This window comes from Sulfitobacter sp. KMM 9851, assembly GCF_057178245.1.
In genome coordinates, this window is record NZ_CM169991.1 from 2,353,992 (window position 1) to 2,378,675 (window position 24,684).

Below are 24,684 nucleotides of genomic sequence, written 5' to 3' on the forward strand. Positions count from 1 at the left end.
CAACCGGGGCCAAGGGGCGGATCAGGGTTTGCGCGCGTCGTTTTGCGATTTGATCAGTGCCTCAAGGTCGGCCAGGCGGCCCAGCACTTCGTCGCGGTAATTGTCAGTACGCTCGTTGGTTTCTTCGTGATGCGCGTCCTGCATGGAGTTCACGACCAGACCGACCAGCAGGTTCACCACCGCGAATGTGGTGACCATGATGAAGGGGATGAAGAACATCCAAGCATAGCTATAGACCTCCATCACCGGACGCACGATGCCCATGGACCAGGACTCAAGCGTCATGATCTGGAACAGCGAATAGCCCGAGCGCGCCAGCGTACCAAACCAATCGGGAAACGCTGCGCCGAAGAGTTTGGTCGCCATGACCGAGCCGATGTAGAAAATCACCCCCATCAGCAGGAACACCGACGCCATACCGGGCAGCGCGTTCACCAGGCCCTCGACCACGCGGCGCAGCGAGGGTGCCACCGACACAACGCGCAGCAGGCGCAAGATACGCAGGGCGCGCAGCACACTAAGCCCCTGGGTTGCCGGGATCAGCGAGATGCCGACGATGATGAAATCAAAGATGCTCCACCCACGGCGAAAGAAATCCATCCCACGGCCGTAAAGCTTGAGCGCGATTTCGGCCACAAAGACGCCAAGACAGACCTTGTCCAAAAGCAGAATCAACGGGCCGGCCTGCGCCATCGCCCGATCAGAGGTTTCAAGCCCAAGGATCACCGCGTTAAACAGGATGACACCGAGGATGAAATTCTGCAACGCCGGGCGGTCGGCGAAACGGGCGGCGCGGGCGCGCAGGCTAAGCGGGGAATAGGCGATTTGATCTGTCATAGCCGTACATATCGGTGGCGCAGGGAGGCGGCGCAAGGGGCCATGACCGGTGCGGCAGCGATATTTCGGCCGCGCACCGCGCGAGGCCGAAAACACAGCACGCGGACGGGGTTAACCCGCGCTAATCAGCTTTCTTCTTCGGCCTGTTGGCGCTGCCAAAGCTGGGCATAGCGCCCATTGGCGGCAAGCAGCGCATCATGGGTGCCCTGTTCGACAATGCTGCCCTTTTCCAGCACGACGATGCGATCAGCGTCGGCGATGGTCGATAGGCGGTGTGCAATAGTCAGCACGGTGCGCCCCTGCCCCGCACGCCGCAGCGCATCCTGGATTTCATGCTCGGTGTCGCTGTCAAGCGCGCTGGTGGCTTCGTCCAGCAGCAAAATGGCGGGATCTTTCAGCAGGGTGCGGGCGATGCCGACGCGCTGCTTTTCGCCCCCCGACAGTTTCAGCCCCCGTTCACCGACGGTGGTGTCATAGCCCAGCGGCAGCGATTGGATGAAATCGTGAATTTGCGCATCGCGCGCCGCGGCTTCAACCTCGTCTTGCGTGGCACCTTCGCGGCCATAGGCGATGTTATAGCCGATGGTGTCGTTGAACAGCACCGTGTCCTGCGGCACCACGCCGATCGCCAGATGCAGCGAGTGCTGGGTGACATCGCGGATGTCCTGCCCGTCGATCTTGAGCGCGCCGTCGGCCACATCATAAAAGCGGAACAGCAACCGCCCGATGGTGGATTTGCCCGAGCCGGTCGAGCCGACAATGGCAACTGTCTCTCCAGGCAGGGCCTCGAGCGTAATGCCCTTGAGAATCTCGCGCTCTGCGTCATAGCCAAAGCGTACATTTTCGAGGGAGACATGGCCGCCGCTGACCTTGAGCGCGGGGGCGTCTGGCTTGTCCGTAATCTCGGCCGGTTGTTCAAGCAGGCCGAACATCTGCCCCATGTCCACCAGCGCCTGACGGATTTCGCGGTAGACAGTGCCGAGGAAGTTCAACGGCACGGTCAGCTGGATCATATAAGCGTTGACCATGACGAAATCGCCCACGGTCAGCGCGCCGTCCTGAACGCCAATGGCGGCCATGACCATGACGCCAACCAGACCGGCGGTGATGATCAGGGCCTGGCCGAAGTTTAGGAAGGCGAGCGAATAATTGGTTTTGATCGCCGCCTCTTCGTAGCCTGCCATGGCCGCATCATAGCGCGCAGCCTCGCGGCCCTCGGCGCCAAAATATTTCACGGTTTCATAGTTCAAAAGGCTGTCGATCGCCTTTTGGTTTGCGTCATTGTCCTGATCATTCATCTGGCGGCGCAGGCGCACCCGCCATTCGGTCACGGCGAACGTAAACCAAACGTAGAGCGCGATGGTCACAGCCACCACGGCGAGATACCAAACGTCAAACAGCACCGCGAGGATGATGCCCACGAGGATCAGTTCTAGGATCAGCGGGCCGATGGAAAACAGCAAAAAGCGCAGCAGGAAATCGACACCTTTGACACCGCGTTCAATGATCCGGCTGAGGCCCCCGGTCTTGCGCGTGATATGGTAACGCATCGACAGGCGGTGGATGTGATCAAAGGTCTCAAGAGCCAGCATGCGCAGGGCACGTTGGCCCACGCGCGCAAAGACAGCATCACGGATCTGGCCAAAACCGACCCCCATGAGGCGCGCCATCCCGTAGGCCACGGTCAGCCCGACCGCGCCAAGCGCCAGCATCGGAACACCTTCGTTCGACAGCGCATCGACCGCGCCTTTGTAGAATACTGGCGTCGCGACGGTGATCAGCTTGGACACGATCAGGGCGAGCATCGCCCAGACAACGCGCCGTTTGACCCAAGGCATGTCGGCAGGCCAGAGGTAGGGTGCAACCTTGCGCAACACCAGCAGGCCTGACTGCCGCTCGGCGGCGTCGGCCAGTTCCTCATCGCTGAGGGTCTGGGGGACGGTACTGGCTTGGGCGGAAGAGGCAGCGGCGGAGGTCGTGGAATTTCTGGGCGACATGTAGGTTCCTACTGTGGTTGGGACCTACATAATCAAGCCGGACCGGGGTTGCCAGTGCGCAGGCGTGCACAGCGGGTATGCGAGCGCAGGCGCCCCGCGCCCTCCGGTTCAATCGGGCAGGTCAAACACCTGACCGGGGTAGATCAGATCGGGGTCGCGGATGGACTTGGCGTTTACCTCAAAGACGCGAACATAAAGCAGTGGATCGCCGTAGCGTTCGCGCGAGATCGCCCAAAGGGTGTCGCCCTTTTGCACTGTCACTGCCTTCAGCGGGCCGTCGGGCCCTTGGGTCGCAGCGGCCAATACGCTGGCGGATTCACGTTTGAACGGTGTTTCCACCCGGCTGATCACGCTGCCGTCCTGAGATAGTTCATCCAGCCGCAGGGTGTAGATGCCGGCATCCACGCTGGGCAGGTCGCCGCGCCAGCGTCCGTCTGGATCGACAGGCAAGCTGATGATCGCACGGTTGTCGAGATAGACACGCACCTGCCGTGCAAGCACCTGTGCGCGACCGGCCAGTTGCACCGCCCCTTCGTCGGAATAACCGATCGTGTCAAGCGCCACGGTGTCCATAACTTCGGGCGGTGTGGTGTCGATCCGCTCGACCCCATCGACGGTGGATTTCAGCACCGCAACGGGGGCGTCGGCGGCGGGTTCGTCATCCGCGCCCAATGCTGCTGGGGCGGTGGCTTCGGGCGCGGCCGTTGCCGCCACAGTGGGTGGTTCAGGCGCTACTGCAGTGTCACCCGTCGCAGGCTCAGCCGTTTGAGGCACCTGCGGTTGGGGCGTGCCGGTTTGCGCGGTGCCACCCTGTGGCGCTGTAGCAGGTTCCGGCGAGGCAACGGGGGCAGGATCAGTTACGATGGGCGCCGCCGTCGTCTGCGCGGGGCTGCTGGGTGCGGGTTCTGACGTCGCTTGTGCATCTGCCGCAACGCTTGGCGATTCTTCCGGGGCAGTTTCAGGTGAGGCGTCGCCACTTGGCGAAGGCGTCTGCGGATCGGCGGCAGATGCATTGGGGGTGCCGCTGGCAGGGCTTTCAGATGCGGCAGGGGCGGCCTCGGCGACGATCACAGGATCGGTGTCGGGCGTGGCACCTTGGTCAGCCGCAGATGTTGGCGCTGCACCTGCATCAGCGTCCACAGCGATTGCAGTGACCGGGGCCAGCAGGATTTCATCAAGCGATGCAATCGCGCCCTCTGGCGTGATCTGCTCTAGGCTCAGCACATGGCCTTTCCCATCCGGCGCGATCATGGCGAGGGCTGCGAACTTGCCCAAACCATCTGCCGTGGCGTTGGCAACTTCCGCGCCATCGCGAAGTATCTTAACCTGCGCACCGGGGGCCGCGCGGCCGGCGATCACGGTCATGCCGTCGGGTTCGCGGCGCACCTCGTCAAAGGCGGGGGGGATTGGGGTCGGCGTGACCTCGGGTATCTTGGCAACCTCGACGGGGTTGTTGTCTGCCTCGGTGCTGTCTGGCGTCGGGTCCAGCGGCGCGCTATCCGCAGTCGCGCTCTGCGTCGAAGCCGGTTGTGTCGTGTTAGGTGCGGGCGTGGCGGTGGTGTCCGGCGCGGGCATGGATTTCGCGGCGGGCTCTATCGCCGTCGATTGGGTCGTGGCATCAACAGGCGATACCGAATTACGCGTCGAACCGATCCATGCCCCCAGTGCCAGCACAGCCGCCGCAAAGGCCCCTGCCAACATCGCACCCGCATTGCCGCCCAGACCGCCAAGCCCTTTTGTCATCTCAATCTTCCCCCGTGGTTGAGCCTTTCTAGCAAGCGCGCTAACACGGGTCAAAACAGCAAACGGCCCCGGCCACATTTTCCATAATAGGATAGGAGCGCAACATGGTGCAAAAATCGGTTTGTGTGTACTGCGGCTCGCGCCCCGGCGACGATGCTGCCTTTACCCGCGATGCGGAAAACCTTGGTCAGGGGCTGGCCGATGCCGGACTGCGGCTGGTCTATGGCGCGGGTGATGTCGGGCTGATGGGCAGTGTCGCGCGGGCGGCACAGGCGGCGGGCGGCGATACCTTTGGCGTGATCCCCGCGCATCTGGTGGCATGGGAAGTCGGCAAGACAGATCTGACCCGCTACGTCGTGACCGAGACCATGCACGAGCGCAAGAAGGTCATGTTCATGAACTGTGATGCGGTGGTTGTTCTGCCCGGCGGCGCAGGATCATTGGACGAACTTTTCGAGGTGCTGACATGGCGCCAGTTGGGCCTACACGAAAAGCCAGTTTTTCTAGTGAATACAAACGGCTACTGGGAACCCTTCATGTCGCTTTTACACCATGTGGTCGACCGCGGCTTTGCCGACGCCAGCCTGCTGGATTACGTGACAGCGGTGCCCGATGCCGCCGCCGCAATGACCGCCCTGCGCCGGGCCTTGTCCTGACGGAAAGTGGTCGCGGAATAGAACGCCAGCGCGCCCCAGATCAGCACAAAAGTCAGCACGTGCCAGCCGGTGAACGGCTCACGGAAAATCACGACTGCACAGAAAAACTGCAACGTTGGATTGATGTAGCTAAGCAATCCGGCGCTGGCCATGCTGAGCCGACGCGCGGCATAGCTGAACAGGATCAGCGGTGTTGCCGTCACCGGCCCGCACAGCACCAGCAACACCAGATCGCGGGTTGAGGAGCCAAATATCGGGTCACCATTGTAACCCGTTTGCCACAACACCCCCAGCGCCAGCGGCGTCAGCAACAACACCTCTGCGGTGACAGAGACCACAGGCCCCACCGCGAGCCGTTTCTTGACCAGCCCATAAAGCCCGAATGTTATCGCCAGGGCCAGTGCGATCCAGGGTGCCGTGCCAAGGCCATAGGTCAGCAGGCTGACCGCGAGGGCCACCAGCCCGACCGCAGTCCATTGCAAGCGGTTAAGCCGTTCCGCAAAGACGACCCGGCCAAGAAGCACAGCAACCAGCGGGAAGATATAATAACCCAGCGCCGCCTCGGTGGCGTGGCCGTTCTGGATCGACCAGATGAACATGAGCCAGTTAAACCCAATCATCACTGAGGCAAAAAGGATGATGCCAAAGGCACGCCACCCTGCCATCGCAGCGAGTACCGCCCCAAGGCGGCGCTGCGCGGTCAGAACGAGAAAGAAAAACACCAGCGACCAGATGGTGCGATGCGACAGAACCAGTGTAGCTGGGACGTCGGACAGCGATTTGTAAAAGAGCGGCGACAGCCCCCAGATGCAGCAGGCCGCAATCATGGCGGCGAATCCTTTGGAGGTGTCAGTCATTGTCAGTCCTTGGCGCGGGGTTGCTCCCTTTTGGCGGGAAATGCGCCCCACGCCAAGGGGCAATCAGACCGGGCATTCAGGCCAGGCGGTCAGGCGGTGGACAACTCGCCCTTCACGATCTTTTCAATCTCGTCGATGGGATGATTGGTCAGCGTCTTTGGGATTTCACCGATCACCTTGTCTTTGACTTCCTTATGCAGGTTATCGCGCAATTCGCCCAATGTCGCAGGCGGTGCCACCAAAACCAAACGGTCAAAGCGCCCCTTGTGAGCCAGCTTGTAAAGAATGTCTGACAAGTCCTTGGCAAAGCGTTCTTTTTCAATTTCGTGCCAGTCGGTGTCATCAACAGCGGAGCGGTGTTCTGAGGGGCCATCGCTAAAGCGGCCGGGGCGATTGGCGGCCTGTTCGCGGTTCGGGGGGTTTTCCTGTTCCTCCTTGCGAACGACCTGCAGAAAGGGGTCTTTGCCGTCGGTGTGGTTTTGCAGGAACAGGGCCTTTTCGCCGTCTGCGATCAGCACCCATGTGTCTTTTTTGAGTAGGGTCATTTGCGCGCCTCCTTGGTTGGGATGTTCACAGGACCAACCCCTGCGGGCGGTGCCTGTTCCATAGAAATGGCGGACGCGGTGGAGATAGCGGGCTGGGATACAAAAACGCCCCGCGAGCGGGTGCTGCGGGGCGTTGTATTCTTCAAGCGATCAGTGCTGCGCCATAGACACGCGCAGCCATCGTTTATCACGTTTAAGTGTTACAGGCGGGACGCCACGTTTTCCCAGTTTACCCAGCGGACGGCAAAGCCGAACGCGTCGGTGACTGGGAGAGCCGCGCCACAAACAGGCGCGGCGGTCGTTTCTAGCGCGTCAGGTGTTACAGACGCGAGGCGACGTTTTCCCAGTTTACCAACTTGTCGAGGAAGTTGGTCAGGTAGTCAGGGCGCGCGTTGCGGAAGTCGATATAGTAGGAGTGTTCCCAAACATCGCAGCCCAGCAGTGCGGTCTGGCCGAAGCAGACGGGGTTCACGCCGTTTTCGGTTTTCGTGACCTTCAGGCCGCCATCGGTGTCTTTGACCAACCAAGCCCAGCCGGAGCCGAACTGGCCCGCGCCTGCGGCTTTGAATTCGTCCTTGAACTTGTCAACGGAGCCGAAGCTGTCGGTGATGGCTTTTTCAAGCTCGCCGGGCATTTTGCTGTCGTTCGGGCCCATCATCTCCCAAAACTGGTTGTGGTTCCAAAGCTGGCTGATGTTGTTGAAGATGCCGTTTTGGCCGACGGCCTTGGGATCATAGGTGCCTTTGATGATCTCTTCGAGGGACTTGCCCTCCCATTCGGTGCCTTCAATCGCCTTGTTGCCGTTGGTGACATAGGCGTTGTGGTGCTTGTCGTGGTGGTATTCCAAGGTTTCCTTGGACATGCCTTTGGCGGCAAGGGCGTCGTGGGCATAAGGAAGATCGGGAAGTTGAAAAGCCATGATTTGGGCCTCCTGAATTGGGAATTTCACACCGGGCCACTTGATGTGCATCAGGCGCCGAGGTCAAGGTTCAACGCTTGATAATACCAAGTGTTCCGTGCAATCGCCGATAGGTTTCATCGGGGGCGCTGCCCCCCGACGCCTGCGGCGTCACCCCCCGAGGGTATTTAAGACCCGAAAAAGCAGGCAGTCCTCAGAAATGTCCCACTTCGGAACCAGGCTGTACGGCAATTTTGAGCAAGTCGAACATATACTGCGCGACAGAGCGGAAGCAGATCACCTGAAAGGTCGTCTCGTCACGCATCCAGAAAGCGGCAGGCACCTGCGCCATACGGGTGCGGCGGAACATGCCGGGGGTGAATTGGTCAGGGGCCAGATCGACGGGGGCGAGTTTGGCCATGACCTCGCGCGCATGGGGGCCTGAGACACGAAAGACCGCGCGCGCGTCCGACACATTGACCGCCAACATATGAAGTTTGGCGGCTTTCTTATGCAGCATGGCGAGGCTGGATTCGACCTCGTCGTAGGGACACATGACCAAAAGTTCGTCGGGTGACATCCATGCAATGCCCCTATCGTCGGCGCTGGTGCAGCGATTGTCGGCGGGAAAATCGGTGCCTGCAACGCTGGTGGCCGCCTTGCGCAGGGCGGAGGCCGACAGATCGCCGCGCAGGGTGATCATACCAAGCGGGCCGACCTCGGTGATCTCGGCGATGCCAGCGCTGTAGCTGGCGTTTTTCAGGGCTGTTACTGGTTCAGACATTCTGTTTTTCCCCGTCGCGGTCGTAAAAGACGGGATCGACGATCTTCGCCTCATAGGTTTTTCCGTCCGTGCCGGGAAAGGTCAGTACCTCGCCCATACGGTCCGGCCCGTTCAGCACCAGACCCATGGCAATCCCCCGGTCCAATGTCGGCGAATGGTAGGTCGAGGTGACACGGCCGATGGTGATTTTCTGGCCGTTTTCGTTCACCCCGTCACCCAGCGCATAGGCGCCGTCTGGCAGGGTTGAACCGTCGGTGGTTTCCAGCCCGACAAGCTGCCAGCGGGTCGGGTCGGTCATGTGACTGCGGGCGTGGGCGCGTTTACCCAGATAGTCCTCTTTCTTTTTCGAGATTGCCCAGTGCAGGCCCAAATCCTGAGGAATCACGGTGCCGTCGCTTTCATCCCCGATCATGATAAAGCCCTTTTCGGCGCGCAGGATATGCAGACATTCGGTGCCGTAGGGCATCACGCCAAGATCATGCCCGGCCACCATCAACGCATCCCAGAACGCCTGTCCGTGGCTGGCGTCGACCGCGATTTCATAGCTGAGTTCGCCCGAGAAGGAGATGCGGTACACGCGCACGTTGAAGCCGCCCAACGTACCATCCGCCCATTCCATAAACGCCAGCGCCTCTTTGCCAAGGTCCATGCCGCCGAGTTTTTCGAGGCATTTTCGGGCATTGGGGCCAACCACGGCGATCTGCGCGTATTGTTCGGTGACGTTGGCGACATAGACGTTCCAATCCCACCATTCGGTCTGTAGCCATTCTTCCATGTGGGCATGGATACGCTCTGCTCCGCCGGTGGTCGTGTGACAGAGGAACGTGTCATCATCAATGCGCGCAACGACACCGTCGTCGATCAGAAATCCGTTTTCACTACACATCAGCCCGTAGCGGCATTTGCCCGGTTTCAGCGTCGACATCATATTGGTGTACATCATGTCGAGGAAACGGCCCGCGTCGGGCCCTTTGACGATGATCTTGCCCAGGGTCGATGCGTCAAGCAGACCAAGGTTCTCGCGTGTGTTGGTAACTTCGCGCATCACCGCATCATGGGTGGATTCAGCGCCTTGCACATAGGCATAGGGGCGACGCCAGTGGCCCACAGGTTCCCAGACGGCGCCGTGGGTGTCGTGCCAATCGTGCATCGGCGTGCGGCGCAGAGGCTGGAACGTATCACCGCGCGCCTCGCCGCCGATCGCGCCCATGGAAATGGGGTGATAGGGCGGGCGGAACGTCGTGGTGCCAACTGATGGGATGTCGGTATCGAGCGCGCCTGCGAGGGTCGCGAGACCGTTGATGTTGCTAAGCTTGCCCTGATCCGTGGCCATGCCCAGCGTGGTATAGCGTTTAGCATGTTCGACCGATACGAACCCTTCCTGCGCGGCAAGGCGCACGTCGGACACTTTCACATCGTTCTGATAATCAAGCCACGTCTTTTCGCGCAGTTTGGTGTTTGCGCCTTGCGGCATCAGCCAGACGGGGGCCATCGGCGCTTCTTCGCGGCGTTCGGCCTCTGGGGAGCGGGCATCGGCGGGCAGTCTGAAGCCCAGCGAGGTTGCCACCCCGTCAGCAGCGGCATGTGCATCATGCAGCACGTCGTCGAGCGGGAAAACCCCAGCGGCGGCCCCTGCGGCGGTGACAAAGCCGAGCCCGTCTGCCCCTTTGGGTGGATTATCTACATCTGGCGAAAAGCAACCATGGGCGGTGTCCCAGCGCAGTTTGCCGCCGCAATGCGACCACAGATGCACCACAGGGGACCAGCCGCCGGACATGGCCACGACATCGCATGAAATCTCTTCCAGCACCGCGCCTTCGCCTGCTTGGCTGCAAATTGCGACACCCGTGACGCGTTTGCCACCTTGAACGGACGCGATGGCCTGCCCCATCAACACGCGGATGCCGAGCGCCTTGGCCTGTGTGATCAGCTGTGTGTCTTGTGGCAAAACCCGCGCGTCGACGATGGCCGGCACGTCGAGCCCTGCATGTTTCAACGTAATTGCGGTGAGGTAAGCATTGTCGTTGTTGGTGACGACCACCGTGCGGTCGCCGGGCGACACCCCAAAATTGACCACATAGTCGCGCACGGCGGCAGCGAGCATGACACCCGGCACGTCGTTCCCTGCAAAGCTCAGCGGACGTTCGATCGCGCCGGTGGCGGTGATGACATGGCCTGCGCGAATGCGCCACAGACGGTGGCGCGGACCCGCTGCATCCGGGGCATGATCGGTCAGCCGCTCATAGCCCAGAACATATCCGTGGTCATAGACCCCTGCCCCCATCGTCCGGTTGCGCATCTGGACGTTGTCCATCGCCGAGAGTTCAGCAATGGTTTGATCGACAAAGCTGTCCACAGGCGCACCATCGACGGTGCCACCATCAACTAGCGCACGCCCGCCCCAATGGGCCGTCTGTTCAAGCAAGATTACCCGCGCGCCGCTTTTACCCGCAGCCAAAGCCGCCTGAAGCCCCGCGACGCCGCCGCCGACCACCAGAACATCGCAAAAGGCGTAGAAATGTTCGTAGGTGTCTTGGTCGGTGGATTTTGGCGCTTTGCCCAGGCCAGCAGAATGACGGATGATCGGCTCGTAGACATGTTTCCACGCCGCGCGGGGATACATGAACATCTTGTAGTAAAAACCGGCGGGCAAGAAGCGGCTGAGGTGTTTATTGATCGCGCCTACATCGAATTCGAGGCTGGGCCAGTGGTTCTGGCTTTCGGCTTGCAAGCCATCAAAAAGGTCGGTGGTGGTGACGCGTTGGTTAGGCTCAAACCTGCCCTCGGTGCCGAGGTTTACCAGACCGTTGGGTTCCTCGGGTCCAGCCGCCACGATGCCACGCGGGCGGTGATACTTAAACGAACGGCCCACCAACATCTGGTCGTTGGCCAGCAGCGCCGAAGCCAACGTATCCCCTTCGTAGCCGCGCATCTGTTTGCCGTTGAAAGTAAAATTCAGCGGCTGGGATTTGTTCAGCAGGCGTCCGCCTGTGGCCAGTCGTGTGCTCATGGTGTCAAACCTTGGATCTGGTGGAGGCTGTGAGGGGCCTCCGGCGGAAGTATATCGGGCGAAACGAAACGGGATGCAGTCAGCTAAATTCGCGCCATGCCCAGCCGGGACGTTTTTCGCTGATCGCGGCGCGGATATGGTCGGGCGGCGTGGTGGTCTGGGCCGAATAGCTGCCGAAAACCTCAAGCGTGGTGGTGTCGCGGGCGACGTGGAACCACTTGCCGCAGCCGTTGACATGACGCCAGCGTTCCAGATGCACGCCTTTAGGATTCTCGCGCATGAACAGATACTTTTCAAAGTCCTGATCGGAAGAGTCAGGCCCAAAACGCGTCAGATGCGCTTCGCCACCGCCATGGAATTCTGTTTCTTCAGCGGTGATGTTGCAGCAGGGGCAAGTTAGGATCAGCATGGAAAAGCTCCGTTCGTGGCGGACGTGCGAAAGGCGCCCATCGCGCGGGGCGCGGGGCGATTGACCGACATTGGGTGGCGGTCAGTTGCTGGGTGCAGGGGCCGCGCTGCTGTCATCGGCAGCCGGGCTGGCTGGTACGGCGTCGGGATCAGCGACAGTTGCATCATCCGGGCCAAAGGAATTGCCCAGCAGTGCCATGCCGACGACAAATACGCCAAGCACCGCAAGCGCCAGCCAGAGACCGCGGTTGCGGGTACGACCGTCAAGGAAGGGTTTTTTTGCCATGGAAACACCTCGTGGGTTGCACGGGTGAGTGTGGCTGAAACGGCGGGCCGCGCAAGAAATTGCTGCGCACACCCTTGTTTCAAGCGGAAGTGGGCCGACCCTATAGGGCCGACCCGAAAACTCTTTAACGTAATGACTGTCGTCTTATTCGGTTGGTGTGACCGCGTCAGCAGCACCTTCTGCGGCGCCTTCAACGGCACCAGCGGCACTTTCGCCCGCGCCTTCGACGCTGATGTTAACGTCGCTTGTGCTGCCAACATCTGCACCACCAAAGATGAAGTAGGCCAGAACCGCAAGAACGACAACAACGCCGCCCAGGATGAAGGCCATACCGCTGCCACCGCCGGAATTGGTTGTGGTGGTTGTGGTTGTGTGGTCGGATGTGTTGTGATCAGTGTTCGCCATTGTGCAGCTCCAATATTGTGGTGTTCTGCACGTGCAACGCCGTCACGCGGCAATTGGTTCCGCGTGATTATCGCGCCTGCATCGATGTGGCAGATAGGCAACATCAATGCGCCACCCCGGCGGCCACAGATTCGTCAATAAAACGGCCTTCTTGAAAACGGTTCAGCCCGAAGGCATCAGTGAGCGGCGAGCGGCCTTTCGCCATCAGCTCGGCAAAGCCCCAGCCCGAGCCGGGGATCGCCTTGAACCCGCCGGTGCCCCAGCCGCAGTTTACAAAGACGCCATCGACCGGTGTGGTCGACAGGATCGGGGATCGGTCCCCAGTGACATCGACAATACCGCCCCATTGCCGCAGCATTTTCAGGCGTGACACCATGGGGAAAGTCTCGACCAACGCGCGCACGGTTTCCTCGATATGGTGAAAGCTGCCACGTTGGGTGTAGTTGTTGTAACCGTCGGTGCCGCCGCCGATGACCATTTCGCCCTTGTCGGACTGGCTCATGTAGCCGTGCACGGTGTTCGCCATCACAACCACGTCCATGCAGGGCTTGATCGGCTCGGACACCAGCGCCTGAAGCGCCACGGATTCGATCGGCAGTCGGAACCCGGCCATATCGGCCAGATGCCCCGAATGGCCGGCCACGACCACACCCAGTTTGTCGCAGTCAATTTCACCTCGGTTGGTCGTGACGCCCGTGACCTTGCCGCCTGTCTGCCGGATACCGGTGACTTCGCAGCGCTGGATGATATCCATCCCCATATCAGAACAGGCCCGCGCATAGCCCCAGGCGACAGCATCGTGGCGCGCTGTGCCACCGCGCGCCTGCCACAGGCCCCCCAACACAGGATAGCGCGGTCCCTCAAGGTTGATGATCGGGACCAATTGCTTCACCCGGTCGGGCGAAATAAATTCGGTCGGCACGCCCTGCAGGGCGTTGGCATGGGCGGTGCGTTTATAGCCGCGTACCTCGTGTTCGGTCTGTGCCAACATGATTACGCCACGCGGGCTGAACATCACGTTGTAGTTCAAATCCTGGCTCATGGTCTCGTACAAGCTGCGCGCCTTTTCGTAGATCGCGGCAGAGGGATCTTGGAGGTAATTCGAGCGGATGATTGTGGTGTTACGCCCGGTGTTGCCACCGCCAAGCCAGCCTTTTTCCAGGATCGCGACATTGGTGATGCCGAAATTCTTGCCCAGATAGTACGCCGTGGCCAGACCATGCCCGCCCGCACCCACGATGATCACGTCATAGCGTTTTTTCGGCTGGGCATCGCGCCAGGCACGTTGCCATCCTGTGTGGTGGCGCATTGCCTCGCGGGCCACGGCAAAAACGGAATATTTCTTCATCTTCTGGGTTCCCGGCATGGATTCGCACCGCGGGGCGGCTGCTGTCGTTTTTGAGGGTAGTGCCGAACAATTGGAATGACCACCACGGCACTATTTGGCAGTTTTGCGACATGTGTCGAAATTGATCTAAATTGCCGCAGGGATGTGATGTGGTCTTTTGTCGGGGCGGGGCAAAGGTTAGGTAGGGTTCATGACATTCTGGATCATCTCTGCCGCTATGGCCGCCCTCGTTGCTGGGCTGATCGTGCGCGCCATGCTGCGCGGGGCAGACGCCCCCCTGCCCGACCAATCCGATTATGACCTACGCATCTATCGCGATCAATTGGCCGAGGTGGACCGAGACGTCGCGCGCGGCGTGGTGGCCGAGGCCGATGCCACACGGGTACGAACCGAGATTTCGCGGCGTATTCTGGCCGCCGATGCAACGCAGCGCCAGGCCGCAGGTCGGGGCGTGCGCCCGTCCGCGATACTGCTGGGAGCCTTTGCGGGCGTCTTGCTGGTTGGGTCGCTGGGGCTTTATTACATGCTGGGTCAGCCGGGCTACGGCGATCTGGCGCTGGCCGATCGCATCGCCTTTGCCGAGCAGTTGCGCAAGGAACGCCCCGACCAACAGACAGCAGAAGCAGGGATGCCCAAAGCCCCGTCTACTGACGAGCAAACGGAGCAATACCTGTCGTTGGTGGCACAATTGCGCAAAACAGTGGCGGCGCGGCCTGACGACATGCAAGGGCATCTGCTGCTGGCCCAAAACGAGGCGCGGCTGGGCAATTTCTCCGATGCCGCTAAGGCGCAGGAAACTGTGCTAAAGTTGAAGGGCGCCAAAGTGACCCCCGGTGATCTGGGTGATTACGCCGAGTTGCTGGTGCTGGCCGCGGGCGGATATGTCTCGCCCGAGGCGGAAACGGCGTTTCGCGCGGTCTTGGCGCAGGATGTCGAGGACGGCCGCGCGCGTTACTACATGGGGTTGATGATGGTGCAGACCGGGCGGCCCGATATCGGGTTCCGCCTATGGGATCGTTTGCTGCGCGCCGGGCCCCCAGACGCACCCTGGATTGAACCGATCCGCGGACAGATCATGCCGGTCGCCACCCTGGCTGGTGTGGATTACAGCCTGCCCGAGATCGGCAATGGCGCTATGGCCAAGGGCCCCAGCACCGCCGATATCGAAGCGGCCGCCGAAATGGACACCGAGGCGCGGATGGAGATGATCGGCGGGATGGTCGCAGGCCTGTCCGACCGTCTGGCAAGCGAAGGCGGCCCCCCGCAGGATTGGGCGCGGCTGATCAGCTCTTACGGGGTGCTAGGCAATACTGTGCAGGCGCTCGCGATATATGAAAACGCGCTTGAGGTCTTTGCCGGGGATGCGGGTGCGATCGACATGATCCGCGCTGCGGGCGAACGCGCCGGGGTGGCCGAATGATCTTTGACGATGTCGCGGAATTTGCGGCTCAACTGCCGCCGATGCAGGCGTTGATCGGGCTTGATCTGGGGGAAAAGACCATCGGCGTGGCCGTCAGCGACAGTTTTCTGAGTGTCGCAACTCCGCTGGAAACCGTGCGGCGGCGCAAGTTCGGGCTTGATGCCGCGCGTCTGGCCGAGATTATCGCGGCGCGGCGAATTGGTGGGCTCGTGCTTGGCCTGCCGCGTAATATGGATGGATCAGAGGGCGCGCGGTGCCAGTCGACCCGCGCCTTTGCGCGCAATTTCGACCGGATCACGCCGCTGCCAATTACCTTTTGGGACGAACGCCTGTCGACCGTGGCCGCCGAACGCGCCCTGCTGGAGGCGGATACGTCACGCAAGCGTCGCGCTGAGGTCATTGATCACGTGGCCGCTGGGTTTATCTTGCAAGGTGTGCTGGACCGCTTGCAGGTTCTGCGCGCAGCAAAGGACCGGGCATGAACGACGAGGTTTGGAAACGTGATGAGGTGCAGAGCCCCTGCATCAAGATCTGTGTGGTGCATCCCGAATCCCGACTGTGCACAGGATGTCTGCGGTCGATTGATGAGATTGGCAGCTGGTCACGGATGAGCGATGCCGAACGTCGCGCCGTGATGGCAGAGTTGCCGGGCCGTGCCGGGGCGTTTTCAAAGCGGCGTGGCGGGCGCGCGGCACGTATGGCGCGCCGGGGCGATTGAGCGATTGTCGGGCCTAGCCGCCCATCGCGATGTGATGCAGGAAAATCAACGCGCAATCGCTGGTATTGGCACCATCGCGCCCCTTTGGGGCGTGGTTGCCGTTGGCGGCAAAGGGTGACACGCGGGCAAAGGACAGCCGGGTCTCACGGGTAAACATGCCGTCGAAGCGAAAGGCGCGTCTGCCGTCACGCTGCGGTTTCCAATAGGCCAGCTGGTCATGCGGTCCGGTCAGAATGATCGAATTGGTCTGTTTGATTCCCATGTTCCCATGTCCGATTCTATCAAATTTCCTACCTGCAGTATGACGCCGGATGTGGCGACAATGAGGCAAGTTTATGAACTTTGTCCGAAGATTGGTGAAATTGTAGCGGCTTCGGCCCCTTCGTGCCCTAGCCCCAGAGCGCCTTGCGCAGCATGTTCAGCGCCACCAGCACCAGAAATACGGCAAAGACACGTTTCAGGGGTTTTGGGTCCATTGCATGGGCCAAGCGTACCCCCCAGGGGGCGGTGATCAGGGTCATGGTGATGACGACGACAAAAGCCACGAGGTTGACCGCGCCCAGAGTAAAGGGCGGTCGGTTGCTGGCAATGTCAACAAACAGAAACCCGATCACCGACGGCACGGCGATCAACAGGCCAAAGCCCGCAGCGGTGGCAACAGCGCGGTGGATCGGCGTGGCAAAGAGGCTCATCAATGGCACACCAAAGCTGCCACCGCCGATGCCCATCAGCACTGACAAAAAGCCGACGGCAGGTGACAGTGAGGCCCGCGCAAGGCCGGTGGGCATCGCCTGCCCCAACCGCCAGTGGCTACGCCCAAATCCCATATAAAGACCTACGATCAGGGCCAATCCGCCAAAGATCGCCTGCAGGGTTGTGGTGCGCAACTGCGCCACCAGCAACATCCCCAGTACCGATCCGATCACGATGCCAGGGGCCCAGGTGCGCAGGATCTGCCAATCGACGGCACCTTTCTTGTTATGGGCATGAACCGACCGGGCAGATGTAACGATGATGGTGGCCAGCGACGTCGCCAGACAAATCTGCATCAGCTGTGGCCCATCATAGCCAAGCGTCTGAAACGCATAGAAAAACGCGGGGACAAGGACAATGCCACCGCCCACGCCCAGCAGCCCGGCCAATACCCCGGCAAAGGCCCCGATCAGGGCAATCAGTGCCAACATGGGCAGGAATTCGGTCAGTTCGGGCATGGGGGCTCCTGTCGGAAAGTGTCAGCTTATTGACCGCATTCCTGAAGGGGACGCAAGACCGGGCGCGATGTGCCTTTTCAAAGTGAACAGATCGGTTTAGGACCGCCCCACGTGACCAAGCTTTGCCCGACTGGCCAGACAGCCACCACGCGGCTGGGTACACCATGCCATTTGAAGGGACACCCCATGTTACGATCCGCACTTATTCTGGGGCTTTTGGGGCTGGTTGGCCCTTTTGCAATTGATATGTACCTGCCCGCCATGCCGGCCATTGCCGCGGGGTTCGGCACCTCTGAGACCGCCGTTCAGGCGACGATCACCGCCTATTTCATCGCCTTTGGCCTGGCGCAGCTGATCTATGGCCCCTGGGCCGATCAGGTCGGGCGCAAGGTGCCGATCCTGTTCGGTCTGGCGATATTTATCATTGCATCCTTTGGCGCGGCCTTTGCCCCGACGATTGAGGCACTGACCGGCTGGCGCGCATTACAAGGTTTTGGCGGCGCAGTGTTGATGGTGGTGCCGCGCGCGATCATCCGTGATATGTACACCGGTACTCAGGCCACGCGGCTGATGGCGATGCTGATGCTGGTGATCTCGATCTCGCCGATGCTGGCGCCGCTGGCGGGCAGTATCGTGTTGGCGCTGGCCGATTGGCGCTGGATCTTTGCCATATTGGGGATCCTGGCGGTGGCGGCGCTGGTGTTGACCGTGGTCGCACAGCCCGAAACCCTGCCAAAATCGGCGCGGGTGCGGGTAAACCTGCCAAACCTCATGCGCGGCGCGGGCATGTTGGTGCGCGATCCGATCTTCATGGGGCTGACCTTTATCGGCGGATTTGCGATGGGATCTTTCTTTGTCTTTATCGCCTTTGCACCATTCGTCTACACCGGACAATACGGGCTGGGGCCAACTGGGTTTTCCGTGGCCTTTGCGGTCAACGCCATCGGCTTTTTCTCGGCGTCGCAACTGGCAGGCTGGCTGGGTGAACGTTGGGGCATGCGGCGGCTGGTGCGACGTGGGGTGGCCGGTTTCGTGCTGTTCACCTCGGCAATCTTCCTGCTGTCGTTGGCCAGCGATCCGGGTCTCTATCTGGTGATCGCAGCGCTCTTTTGTGCCAACGCCTGCCTGGGCGTCGTGATCCCCACGGTGATGGTAGTGGCACTGGACGATCACGGCGACATCGCGGGACTGGCATCCTCGTTGGGAGGCACATTGCAGATGCTGGCGGGCGGGCTGTCGATTGCGCTCGCGGGTCTGGTCTTTGACGGTACAGTTGTACCGATGCTGGGCGCGATTGCCGCCTGCGGGCTGGTCGCCGCCGCGCTGACGCTGATCTTGCTGCGGCCACGAACGGTCGTGGTGCATATCACCGAATAGCCAGTCAGAGGCGGGCGGCCAATGCCGCCCCCTCGCCGCAACCTTCCCTTGAAACGCGGGGCCACATCGGCGATGTGATATGAGACCCAAGCGGAGATATGCCCATGGCCCTGCCGATACGAGACCAATTGAAATACTGGGGCGTCGCCGCCGCTTTCTTTCTCATCGTGCTGTGGTTCATGGGGGATGTGCTGCTGCCGTTCCTGCTGGGCGGGGCGATTGCCTATTTCCTCGATCCTGTGGCCGACCGGCTGGAACGCATGGGCCTGAGCCGTGTCATGGCCACCGCGATGATCACCGTTTTTGCGATTTGCATGTTTGTCGTCATGGCGCTGCTGGTTATTCCAACTCTGGTTAATCAGGCGGTAAGCCTGTTTGAAACTGCCCCCCAACTGACGCGGAATTTCACCACCTTTCTGACCGACCGCTTCCCATCTCTGCTGGACGAAGGATCGACGCTGCGCGCCTCACTGACCACGCTGGGCAGCACGATCCAAGAACGCGGCGGACAGGTGTTGCAGACCGCGCTGGCGTCGTTTGCGTCATTGCTCAATATCATGTTGTTGTTTGTCATCGTGCCTGTGGTGGCAGTCTATCTGCTGCTGGATTGGGACCGGATGGTCGCCGCCGTTGACCGCTTGCTGCCGCGCGATCATGCCCCCACCCTGCGCCGTCTTGCCGGCGAAATTGACAGCACACTGGCGTCCTTTGTGCGTGGCATGGGCACGGTCTGCCTGATCTTGGGCAGCTATTACGCCATCGCGCTGATGATCGTGGGGTTGCAGTTCGGGCTGATTGTCGGGTTCATCGCCGGGCTGGTCACGTTTATCCCCTATCTGGGGGCGTTGATCGGGGGGGCATTGGCCATCGGACTGGCATTGTTTCAGTTCTGGGGCGACTGGGTGTCGATTGGTCTGGTTGCTGGTATCTTTGCGCTGGGTCAGGTGATCGAAGGCAACTTCCTGACGCCCAAACTGGTGGGCAATTCAGTGGGGCTCCACCCCGTCTGGCTGCTGCTGGCGCTGTCGGTCTTTGGCACGCTCTTTGGCTTTGTCGGTATGCTTGTGGCGGTGCCGGTGGCCGCTGCAATCGGCGTCATTGCGCGGTTTGCCGTCGAGCAGTACCGCCTAAGCCTGCTGTATCAAGGCAGCGACACCCGGACCACGGTGGACGAGGATATCACCTGAGATGGCACAGCAGCTTGGCCTGAACCTGCCCAGCCGCACGGCCTTGGGGCGCGACGCGTTTTTCGTGGCGCCGTCGAACGCCATGGCGATGGCAATGATCGACCACTGGCAAGGCTGGGCGGGCGGCAAGCTGGCGCTGACCGGGCCGCAAGGGTCCGGCAAAACACATCTAACCCACGTCTGGGCCGATATGGCCGACGCACAGATCATCGCTGCGACAGATTTGGCGCGGGCCGATATTCCCAGCCTCGCCCACGCAAACATCGCGGTAGAGGACGTGCCGCAGATCGCAGATGACGCCAACTCACAAACCGCACTGTTTCACCTGCACAACCTGGTACTGGCCGAAGGCCACGCCTTGCTGCTGACGGGTACGGGTGCTGTGGCGCATTGGGGGCTGACGCTGCCCGACCTGGTCAGCCGGATGCAAGGGGCGACGTCGGTGGCAATGGAGGCACCAGATGATGCGCTGCTGTCGCTGCTGCTGGTCAAGCTTCTGGCCGACCGACAGTTGACACCCAAACCCGATCTGATCCCCTATCTGTTGACCCGGATGGACCGGTCTTTTGCCGCGGCGATTGCGCTGGTTGACCGGCTGGATGCTGCCAGTCTGGCATTGCAACGGCCCCTGACACGGGTGCTGGCGGCGCAAGTGCTGGACATCTGAGCGCCTCCGGCGTGTAATAGGGGCAAGGGCGCGATCCTGTCGCAAACCCGTTACATTCCAACGCCATAAGGCCCCCATGACCCAAGCCGATTTCCTTGAGGCGGCATTTCCGCCCGCGACCGACCTGCCCGATCTGGACATCACCGGAACCGGCCGCTTTTTCAACCGCGAGTTGAGCTGGCTGGCGTTTAACTGGCGCGTGTTGGAAGAGGCGGAAAACCCGCGCGTCCCGCTATTGGAACGGCTGCGGTTCCTGTCAATCTCGGCGGGCAATCTGGATGAGTTCTATACCGTGCGCGTTGCGGGTCTGCGCGAACTGGCCCAGGCGGGCAATACCACCCCGGCCTCTGACGGGCTGACCCCGGCGGAACAACTGGTGCTGATCAACGAGGACGCGCGCGAATTGATGTTGAATCAGCAGCGGGTGCTGGTCGATCTGATGGCGGAAATGGACGCCCAGAACATCATGCTGGAACGCGCCAAGGATCTGACACCGGACGATCTCAAATACCTCGATGATGTCTTTCTAAATCAGGTGTTTGCCGTGTTGTCGCCGCTGGCGATTGACCCGGCGCACCCCTTTCCCTTCATTCCCAACACCGGCTATGTGCTGGCCCTTCAGTTGGAGCGTGAACGCGACAAACGCCCTTTACAGGCGCTGCTGCCGATCCCGGCGCAGATCGACCGCTTTGTCGCCCTGCCCGCGCAGAACGGGGGTCTGCGTTACCTCCCGATGGAAGACCTGCTGCTGATCAACGTGCCGGGGCTGTTTCCGGGCTACAAACTGAAGGCGCATTTTGAATTCCGCGTGCTGCGCGACAGCGATCTTGAGGTCGAGGACGAGGCCGAAGACCTGGTGCGCGAGTTCGAGGTGGCGCTGAAACGCCGCCGCCGGGGCGAGGTTGTGCGGCTGACCCATTCAGCGGGCGCGCCGGAAAAATTGAAATCCGTGGTGATGCGCGAATTGCGCGTGCGCCCAGAGGATGTGATCGAAATTGATGGCATGATCGGGGTCAACAGCTTGTCAGAGCTTGTCACCGATGCCCGGCCTGATCTGCTTTGGCCGCAGTTCACGCCGCGCGTACCGGAACGGGTGTCGGACCATGATGGCGATATGTTTGCCGCGATCCGGCACAAGGACATGCTGCTTCACCACCCGTACGAGACATTTGACATGGTTGTGCGGTTCCTGAATCAGGCTGCACGCGACCCGGATGTGGTGGCGATAAAACAGACACTTTACCGCACCTCGCGCGACAGTCCGATTGTCGAGGCGCTGTGCGAAGCGGCGGAGGATGGCAAATCCGTCACCGCGCTGGTCGAACTCAAGGCGCGCTTTGACGAGGCGGCCAACATTCGACAGTCGCGGCGGCTGGAACGCGCAGGCGCACATGTGGTTTACGGATTTCTTGATCTGAAAACACACGCCAAAATCTCAACCGTGGTGCGCCGTGAGGGCAACCAACTGGTAACCTATACCCATTACGGAACTGGTAATTACCACCCGATTACCGCACGCATCTATACCGATTTATCGCTGTTTACCTGTGATCAAAAGCTGGGGCGCGATGCAACAAAGGTGTTCAATTTCCTGTCGGGCTATGCACAACCAGAACATCTGGACAATCTGGCGATTTCACCCACCACACTGAAACCCCGCCTGCTGTCCATGATCGCAGCCGAGGCCGAACATGCCCGCGCCGGGCGGCCTGCCGAAATCTGGGCCAAAATGAACGCGCTGATCGACGACGAGGTGATTGACGCGCTTTATGCGGCCAGCCAGGCCGGTGTCCAGATCAGCCTTGTGCTGCGCGGTATCTGCGGGCTGCGCCCCGGTGTCAAAGGTCTAAGCGAGAACATCCGGGTGAAGTCCATCGTGGGCCGTTTTCTGGAACATTCGCGCATCGTTTGTTTTGGCAACGGTCACGGGCTGCCACACAAAAAGGCGCGGGTGTTCATTTCGTCCGCTGACTGGATGGGCCGCAACCTGACACGGCGCGTGGAAACGCTGGTTGAGATCGAAAACCCCACCGTGAAGGCGCAGATCACCAGTCAGATTATGGCGGCCAATCTGGCGGACGTGGCGCAAAGTTGGGTCATGGGGCCGGACGGCACGTTCACCCGGCACCCGATCCCCGAGGGCACTTTTGCGTTTAACTGCCATCGGTTTTTTATGGAAAACCCGTCCCTATCTGGCCGTGGCAGCGCGGGGGCGTCGGATGTGCCCAAGCTTACCCATACCGAGGACTGATGCGTGCTTTGCCGACCGGTTAGCAATTGACCTCACCGCCCCCCTGCGCCACTTTGCCCGCAAATGGATGCCCCTCAGGAGCAGTGATGTCAGAGCAAACCGACAGCCCCCTTCCCCCGAGCGTTCCTGAAACCGGCCATGCCGATCTGGGGCTGTTTGCCAAACCACTGTTCGAAGACCCCGGCGCGCGGGCGCTGGCGCGGGTTGGCGTCGTCGATGTCGGCTCGAACTCTGTCCGCTTGGTGGTGTTTGATGGCGCGGCACGTTCGCCTGCGTATTTTTACAACGAAAAGATCATGTGCGCCTTGGGTGCCGGTATGGCCGAAACCGGGCATCTGTCGCCCGACGGGCGGCGGCGCGCCTTGTCAGCGATGCGGCGGTTCCAAAAGCTGGCGGATGGCATGGGCCTGTCTGAGCTGACGGTTGTGGCAACGGCGGCGGTGCGCGATGCCAGCGACGGGCGCGAATTCTGCGCCGATGTGCTGCGCGAAACCGGGCTGCGGATCTGGGTGATTGACGGCGAAGAAGAGGCGCGGCTGTCGGCGCAGGGCGTCCTGCTTGGCTGGCCCGGTGCCTACGGTCTGGTCTGCGACATCGGCGGGTCGTCGATGGAACTTGCCGAAATTTCCGGCGGGCGCGTGGGGCGGCGGGTGTCATCGCAGCTTGGCCCGCTCAAGCTGCGCGACCTCAAGGGCGGTGCCAAGGCGCGTAACGCACATATCAAAGAGGTCATGACCGGGCTGCAAGACAAGATGGGCACCCAGCGCGACCGGCTGTTTCTTGTCGGCGGGTCGTGGCGAGCGATTGCACGGATCGACATGTATCGGCGCGGCTATCCGCTGCACGTGCTGCACGAATACCGCATGACGGTCAGATCGGTCAGCGCCACGGTCAAGTTCATTCAGCAGTCGGATCTGGACGACTTGCGCGCAGCTTGCGGCGTGTCGTCAACCCGGATGGCGCTGGTCCCCTATGCCGCCGAAGTATTGAGCCGTCTGGTGCAGTCGTTCCGGCCCAAGGACATCGCGATATCCAGCTACGGTATCCGCGAAGGGATGCTTTATGAACAGATGCCCCAGCGCCTGCGCGACCGTGATCCTCTGATCGAAGCCTGCCGCTTTGCCGAGGCCAAGGATGCGCGTATGCCGGGCTTTGGCAAGATCCTGTATAACTTCATCCTACCGCTCTATCGGTCAGCGCCCCATGCCCGCAAACGGCTGGTCAAGGCCGCCTGCCTGCTGCATGACGTCAGTTGGCGCGCCCATCCCGATTACCGCGCCGAGACCTGTTTCGACAACGCCACCCGCGCCAACCTTGGGGGGCTGAAACACTCCGAGCGCATCTATCTGGGGCTGGCATTGCTGCACCGCTACTCCAACAAGCGCGAAAATACGCGGTTCGAGGATCTGTATGACATGGTCGATGAAAAGACCCGTCTGGAGGCGGAAGTCCTGGGCAAGGCGATGCGATTTGGCGCGATGCTGTGGATGAACAAACATGAAGAACGCGGCGAAATGCGTTGGTTTCCCAAGAAAAAGCAGCTTGAGCTTTGGCTAACGCCCGACATGGTGCCGCTCTATGGTGAGGTGGCAGAAGCGCGGCTGAACTCACTTGCGGCCTCGCTCGGCGCCGAGGTGACGGTGCGGACCGACAAGAAGGCTTAAAGGTCGATCTGCGGTGCCGGTTCGGTAGGTGTCTCTGGGGGCACCATCGGGTGGTCAGGCTTGCGACGGATGATTATATCGCCGTTTGGCAACATCTCAGGGGCGTCATAAGCGCTCCAGTCCTCAACCTGACTGAACAGCTCGGTCAGCTTTGGCCCCATTTCGGTGGCGAAATTACGCAGCGCCGGGCCCATCTGATCGGCAAAGCTTTCAACCCCGTCGATCGCAGGCTCCATTTCCTTGAGGATGCCCTCCATAAACAGCTGCGCGCCACGCTCCATCAAGGACAGGCCGCGCTCAGGTGGGTCAGAATCCTGCGCGGCTGCCGAGATTGGCAGCAGAGTGCATAGGGCAATAAGGGGCATGAAGCGCGTCATGCGGGTAATATAGGGCATGTCTGCGTGAATTTCGAGAT

Annotated in this window: 24 protein-coding genes; 9 read left to right on the plus strand and 15 right to left on the minus strand. The window is 61.0% G+C overall.

The genetic code is table 11. The annotated features are described in order from the left end of the window. Positions 1 to 21: 21 nt before the first annotated feature. The 3 genes from AC1965_RS11645 to AC1965_RS11655 form a co-directional block, all read right to left on the minus strand. Positions 22 to 837 (minus strand): ion transporter, encoded by an 816-nt coding sequence (locus AC1965_RS11645; RefSeq protein WP_483884037.1) that lies wholly within the window; start codon positions 835 to 837, stop codon positions 22 to 24. Positions 838 to 962: 125 nt separating this feature from the next. Further along, entirely contained in the window at positions 963 to 2,834 is a 1,872-nt protein-coding gene (locus AC1965_RS11650) for an ABCB family ABC transporter ATP-binding protein/permease (protein ID WP_483884038.1), read from the minus strand. 108 nt (positions 2,835 to 2,942) lie between these two features. Continuing rightward, entirely contained in the window at positions 2,943 to 4,577 is a 1,635-nt protein-coding gene (locus tag AC1965_RS11655) for a LysM peptidoglycan-binding domain-containing protein (RefSeq protein ID WP_483884039.1), read from the minus strand. A gap of 104 nt (positions 4,578 to 4,681) precedes the next feature. On the opposite strand from AC1965_RS11655, the gene AC1965_RS11660 reads away from it, so the two are divergent. After that, positions 4,682 to 5,233: an LOG family protein gene (locus AC1965_RS11660; RefSeq protein ID WP_483884040.1), complete on the plus strand. Its 552-nt coding sequence runs from the start codon at positions 4,682 to 4,684 to the stop codon at positions 5,231 to 5,233. On the opposite strand, the gene rarD is transcribed toward AC1965_RS11660, so the two are convergent. From rarD to AC1965_RS11705, 9 genes are all read right to left on the minus strand, one after another. After that, positions 5,170 to 6,090, minus strand: coding sequence for an EamA family transporter RarD (gene rarD, locus AC1965_RS11665; protein WP_483884041.1), 921 nt, complete (start codon positions 6,088 to 6,090; stop codon positions 5,170 to 5,172). The two genes, AC1965_RS11660 and rarD, sit on opposite strands and share 64 nt — an antisense overlap. Before the next feature lie 89 nt (positions 6,091 to 6,179). Further along, entirely contained in the window at positions 6,180 to 6,635 is a 456-nt protein-coding gene (locus tag AC1965_RS11670) for a host attachment family protein (RefSeq protein WP_483884042.1), read from the minus strand. Positions 6,636 to 6,954: 319 nt separating this feature from the next. After that, positions 6,955 to 7,554 carry a superoxide dismutase gene (locus AC1965_RS11675; RefSeq protein ID WP_483884043.1) on the minus strand — a complete coding sequence of 200 codons (600 nt, stop codon included), beginning with the start codon at positions 7,552 to 7,554 and terminating at the stop codon, positions 6,955 to 6,957. Between the two features lie 193 nt (positions 7,555 to 7,747). Beyond that, positions 7,748 to 8,317 (minus strand): sarcosine oxidase subunit gamma, encoded by a 570-nt coding sequence (locus tag AC1965_RS11680; protein ID WP_483884044.1) that lies wholly within the window; start codon positions 8,315 to 8,317, stop codon positions 7,748 to 7,750. Beyond that, positions 8,310 to 11,327 (minus strand): sarcosine oxidase subunit alpha family protein, encoded by a 3,018-nt coding sequence (locus AC1965_RS11685; protein WP_483884045.1) that lies wholly within the window; start codon positions 11,325 to 11,327, stop codon positions 8,310 to 8,312. Before AC1965_RS11685 ends, AC1965_RS11680 begins: the two co-directional genes overlap by 8 nt. A gap of 79 nt (positions 11,328 to 11,406) precedes the next feature. After that, entirely contained in the window at positions 11,407 to 11,736 is a 330-nt protein-coding gene (locus AC1965_RS11690) for a sarcosine oxidase subunit delta (RefSeq protein WP_483884046.1), read from the minus strand. 81 nt (positions 11,737 to 11,817) lie between these two features. After that, positions 11,818 to 12,021, minus strand: coding sequence for a hypothetical protein (locus tag AC1965_RS11695; RefSeq protein ID WP_483884047.1), 204 nt, complete (start codon positions 12,019 to 12,021; stop codon positions 11,818 to 11,820). Positions 12,022 to 12,165: 144 nt separating this feature from the next. Next, complete coding sequence (locus AC1965_RS11700) at positions 12,166 to 12,426, minus strand: hypothetical protein (RefSeq protein ID WP_483884048.1); 261 nt, start codon at positions 12,424 to 12,426, stop codon at positions 12,166 to 12,168. A 103-nt stretch (positions 12,427 to 12,529) separates the two neighbouring features. Further along, positions 12,530 to 13,774, minus strand: coding sequence for a sarcosine oxidase subunit beta family protein (locus tag AC1965_RS11705; RefSeq protein WP_483884049.1), 1,245 nt, complete (start codon positions 13,772 to 13,774; stop codon positions 12,530 to 12,532). A 190-nt stretch (positions 13,775 to 13,964) separates the two neighbouring features. Between AC1965_RS11705 and ccmI the strand changes: the two genes are divergently transcribed. Genes ccmI through AC1965_RS11720 form a run of 3 tightly spaced genes read left to right on the plus strand, consistent with a single transcriptional unit; the run spans position 13,965 to position 15,912 of the window. After that, positions 13,965 to 15,194, plus strand: a complete 1,230-nt coding sequence (gene ccmI, locus AC1965_RS11710; RefSeq protein WP_483884050.1) for a c-type cytochrome biogenesis protein CcmI — start codon at positions 13,965 to 13,967, stop codon at positions 15,192 to 15,194. After that, a complete protein-coding gene (ruvX, locus tag AC1965_RS11715; protein ID WP_483884051.1) occupies positions 15,191 to 15,676 on the plus strand; it encodes a Holliday junction resolvase RuvX in 486 nt (161 codons plus the stop codon). The genes ccmI and ruvX overlap by 4 nt, the downstream gene beginning before the upstream one ends. Next, on the plus strand, positions 15,673 to 15,912 hold the full coding sequence (locus AC1965_RS11720; protein WP_483884052.1) for a DUF1289 domain-containing protein: 240 nt from the start codon (positions 15,673 to 15,675) through the stop codon (positions 15,910 to 15,912). The genes ruvX and AC1965_RS11720 overlap by 4 nt, the downstream gene beginning before the upstream one ends. Positions 15,913 to 15,925: 13 nt before the next feature. On the opposite strand, the gene AC1965_RS11725 is transcribed toward AC1965_RS11720, so the two are convergent. Both AC1965_RS11725 and AC1965_RS11730 read right to left on the minus strand, forming a co-directional pair. Then, positions 15,926 to 16,174 carry a hypothetical protein gene (locus tag AC1965_RS11725; RefSeq protein ID WP_483884053.1) on the minus strand — a complete coding sequence of 83 codons (249 nt, stop codon included), beginning with the start codon at positions 16,172 to 16,174 and terminating at the stop codon, positions 15,926 to 15,928. A 127-nt stretch (positions 16,175 to 16,301) separates the two neighbouring features. Continuing rightward, positions 16,302 to 17,123, minus strand: coding sequence for a sulfite exporter TauE/SafE family protein (locus tag AC1965_RS11730; protein WP_483884054.1), 822 nt, complete (start codon positions 17,121 to 17,123; stop codon positions 16,302 to 16,304). A 186-nt stretch (positions 17,124 to 17,309) separates the two neighbouring features. Here AC1965_RS11730 and AC1965_RS11735 point away from each other — a divergent pair, with 186 nt between their 5' ends. The 5 genes from AC1965_RS11735 to AC1965_RS11755 all read left to right on the plus strand — a co-directional run bounded on the left by AC1965_RS11735 (position 17,310) and on the right by AC1965_RS11755 (position 24,269). Further along, the gene (locus AC1965_RS11735) at positions 17,310 to 18,500 is read left to right on the plus strand and encodes a multidrug effflux MFS transporter (protein ID WP_483884055.1); all 1,191 of its coding nucleotides are present in this window, start codon (positions 17,310 to 17,312) and stop codon (positions 18,498 to 18,500) included. Positions 18,501 to 18,604: 104 nt separating this feature from the next. Further along, complete coding sequence (locus AC1965_RS11740) at positions 18,605 to 19,687, plus strand: AI-2E family transporter (protein WP_483884056.1); 1,083 nt, start codon at positions 18,605 to 18,607, stop codon at positions 19,685 to 19,687. Position 19,688: 1 nt separating this feature from the next. Continuing rightward, a complete protein-coding gene (locus tag AC1965_RS11745) occupies positions 19,689 to 20,354 on the plus strand; it encodes an HdaA/DnaA family protein (protein ID WP_483884057.1) in 666 nt (221 codons plus the stop codon). A 76-nt stretch (positions 20,355 to 20,430) separates the two neighbouring features. Then, positions 20,431 to 22,605 carry an RNA degradosome polyphosphate kinase gene (locus AC1965_RS11750; RefSeq protein WP_483884058.1) on the plus strand — a complete coding sequence of 725 codons (2,175 nt, stop codon included), beginning with the start codon at positions 20,431 to 20,433 and terminating at the stop codon, positions 22,603 to 22,605. A gap of 86 nt (positions 22,606 to 22,691) precedes the next feature. Next, a complete protein-coding gene (locus AC1965_RS11755) occupies positions 22,692 to 24,269 on the plus strand; it encodes a Ppx/GppA family phosphatase (RefSeq protein WP_483884059.1) in 1,578 nt (525 codons plus the stop codon). Here the strand turns inward: AC1965_RS11755 and AC1965_RS11760 are convergent. Then, positions 24,266 to 24,634 (minus strand): hypothetical protein, encoded by a 369-nt coding sequence (locus AC1965_RS11760; protein ID WP_483884060.1) that lies wholly within the window; start codon positions 24,632 to 24,634, stop codon positions 24,266 to 24,268. The two genes, AC1965_RS11755 and AC1965_RS11760, sit on opposite strands and share 4 nt — an antisense overlap. Positions 24,635 to 24,684: the final 50 nt, after the last annotated feature.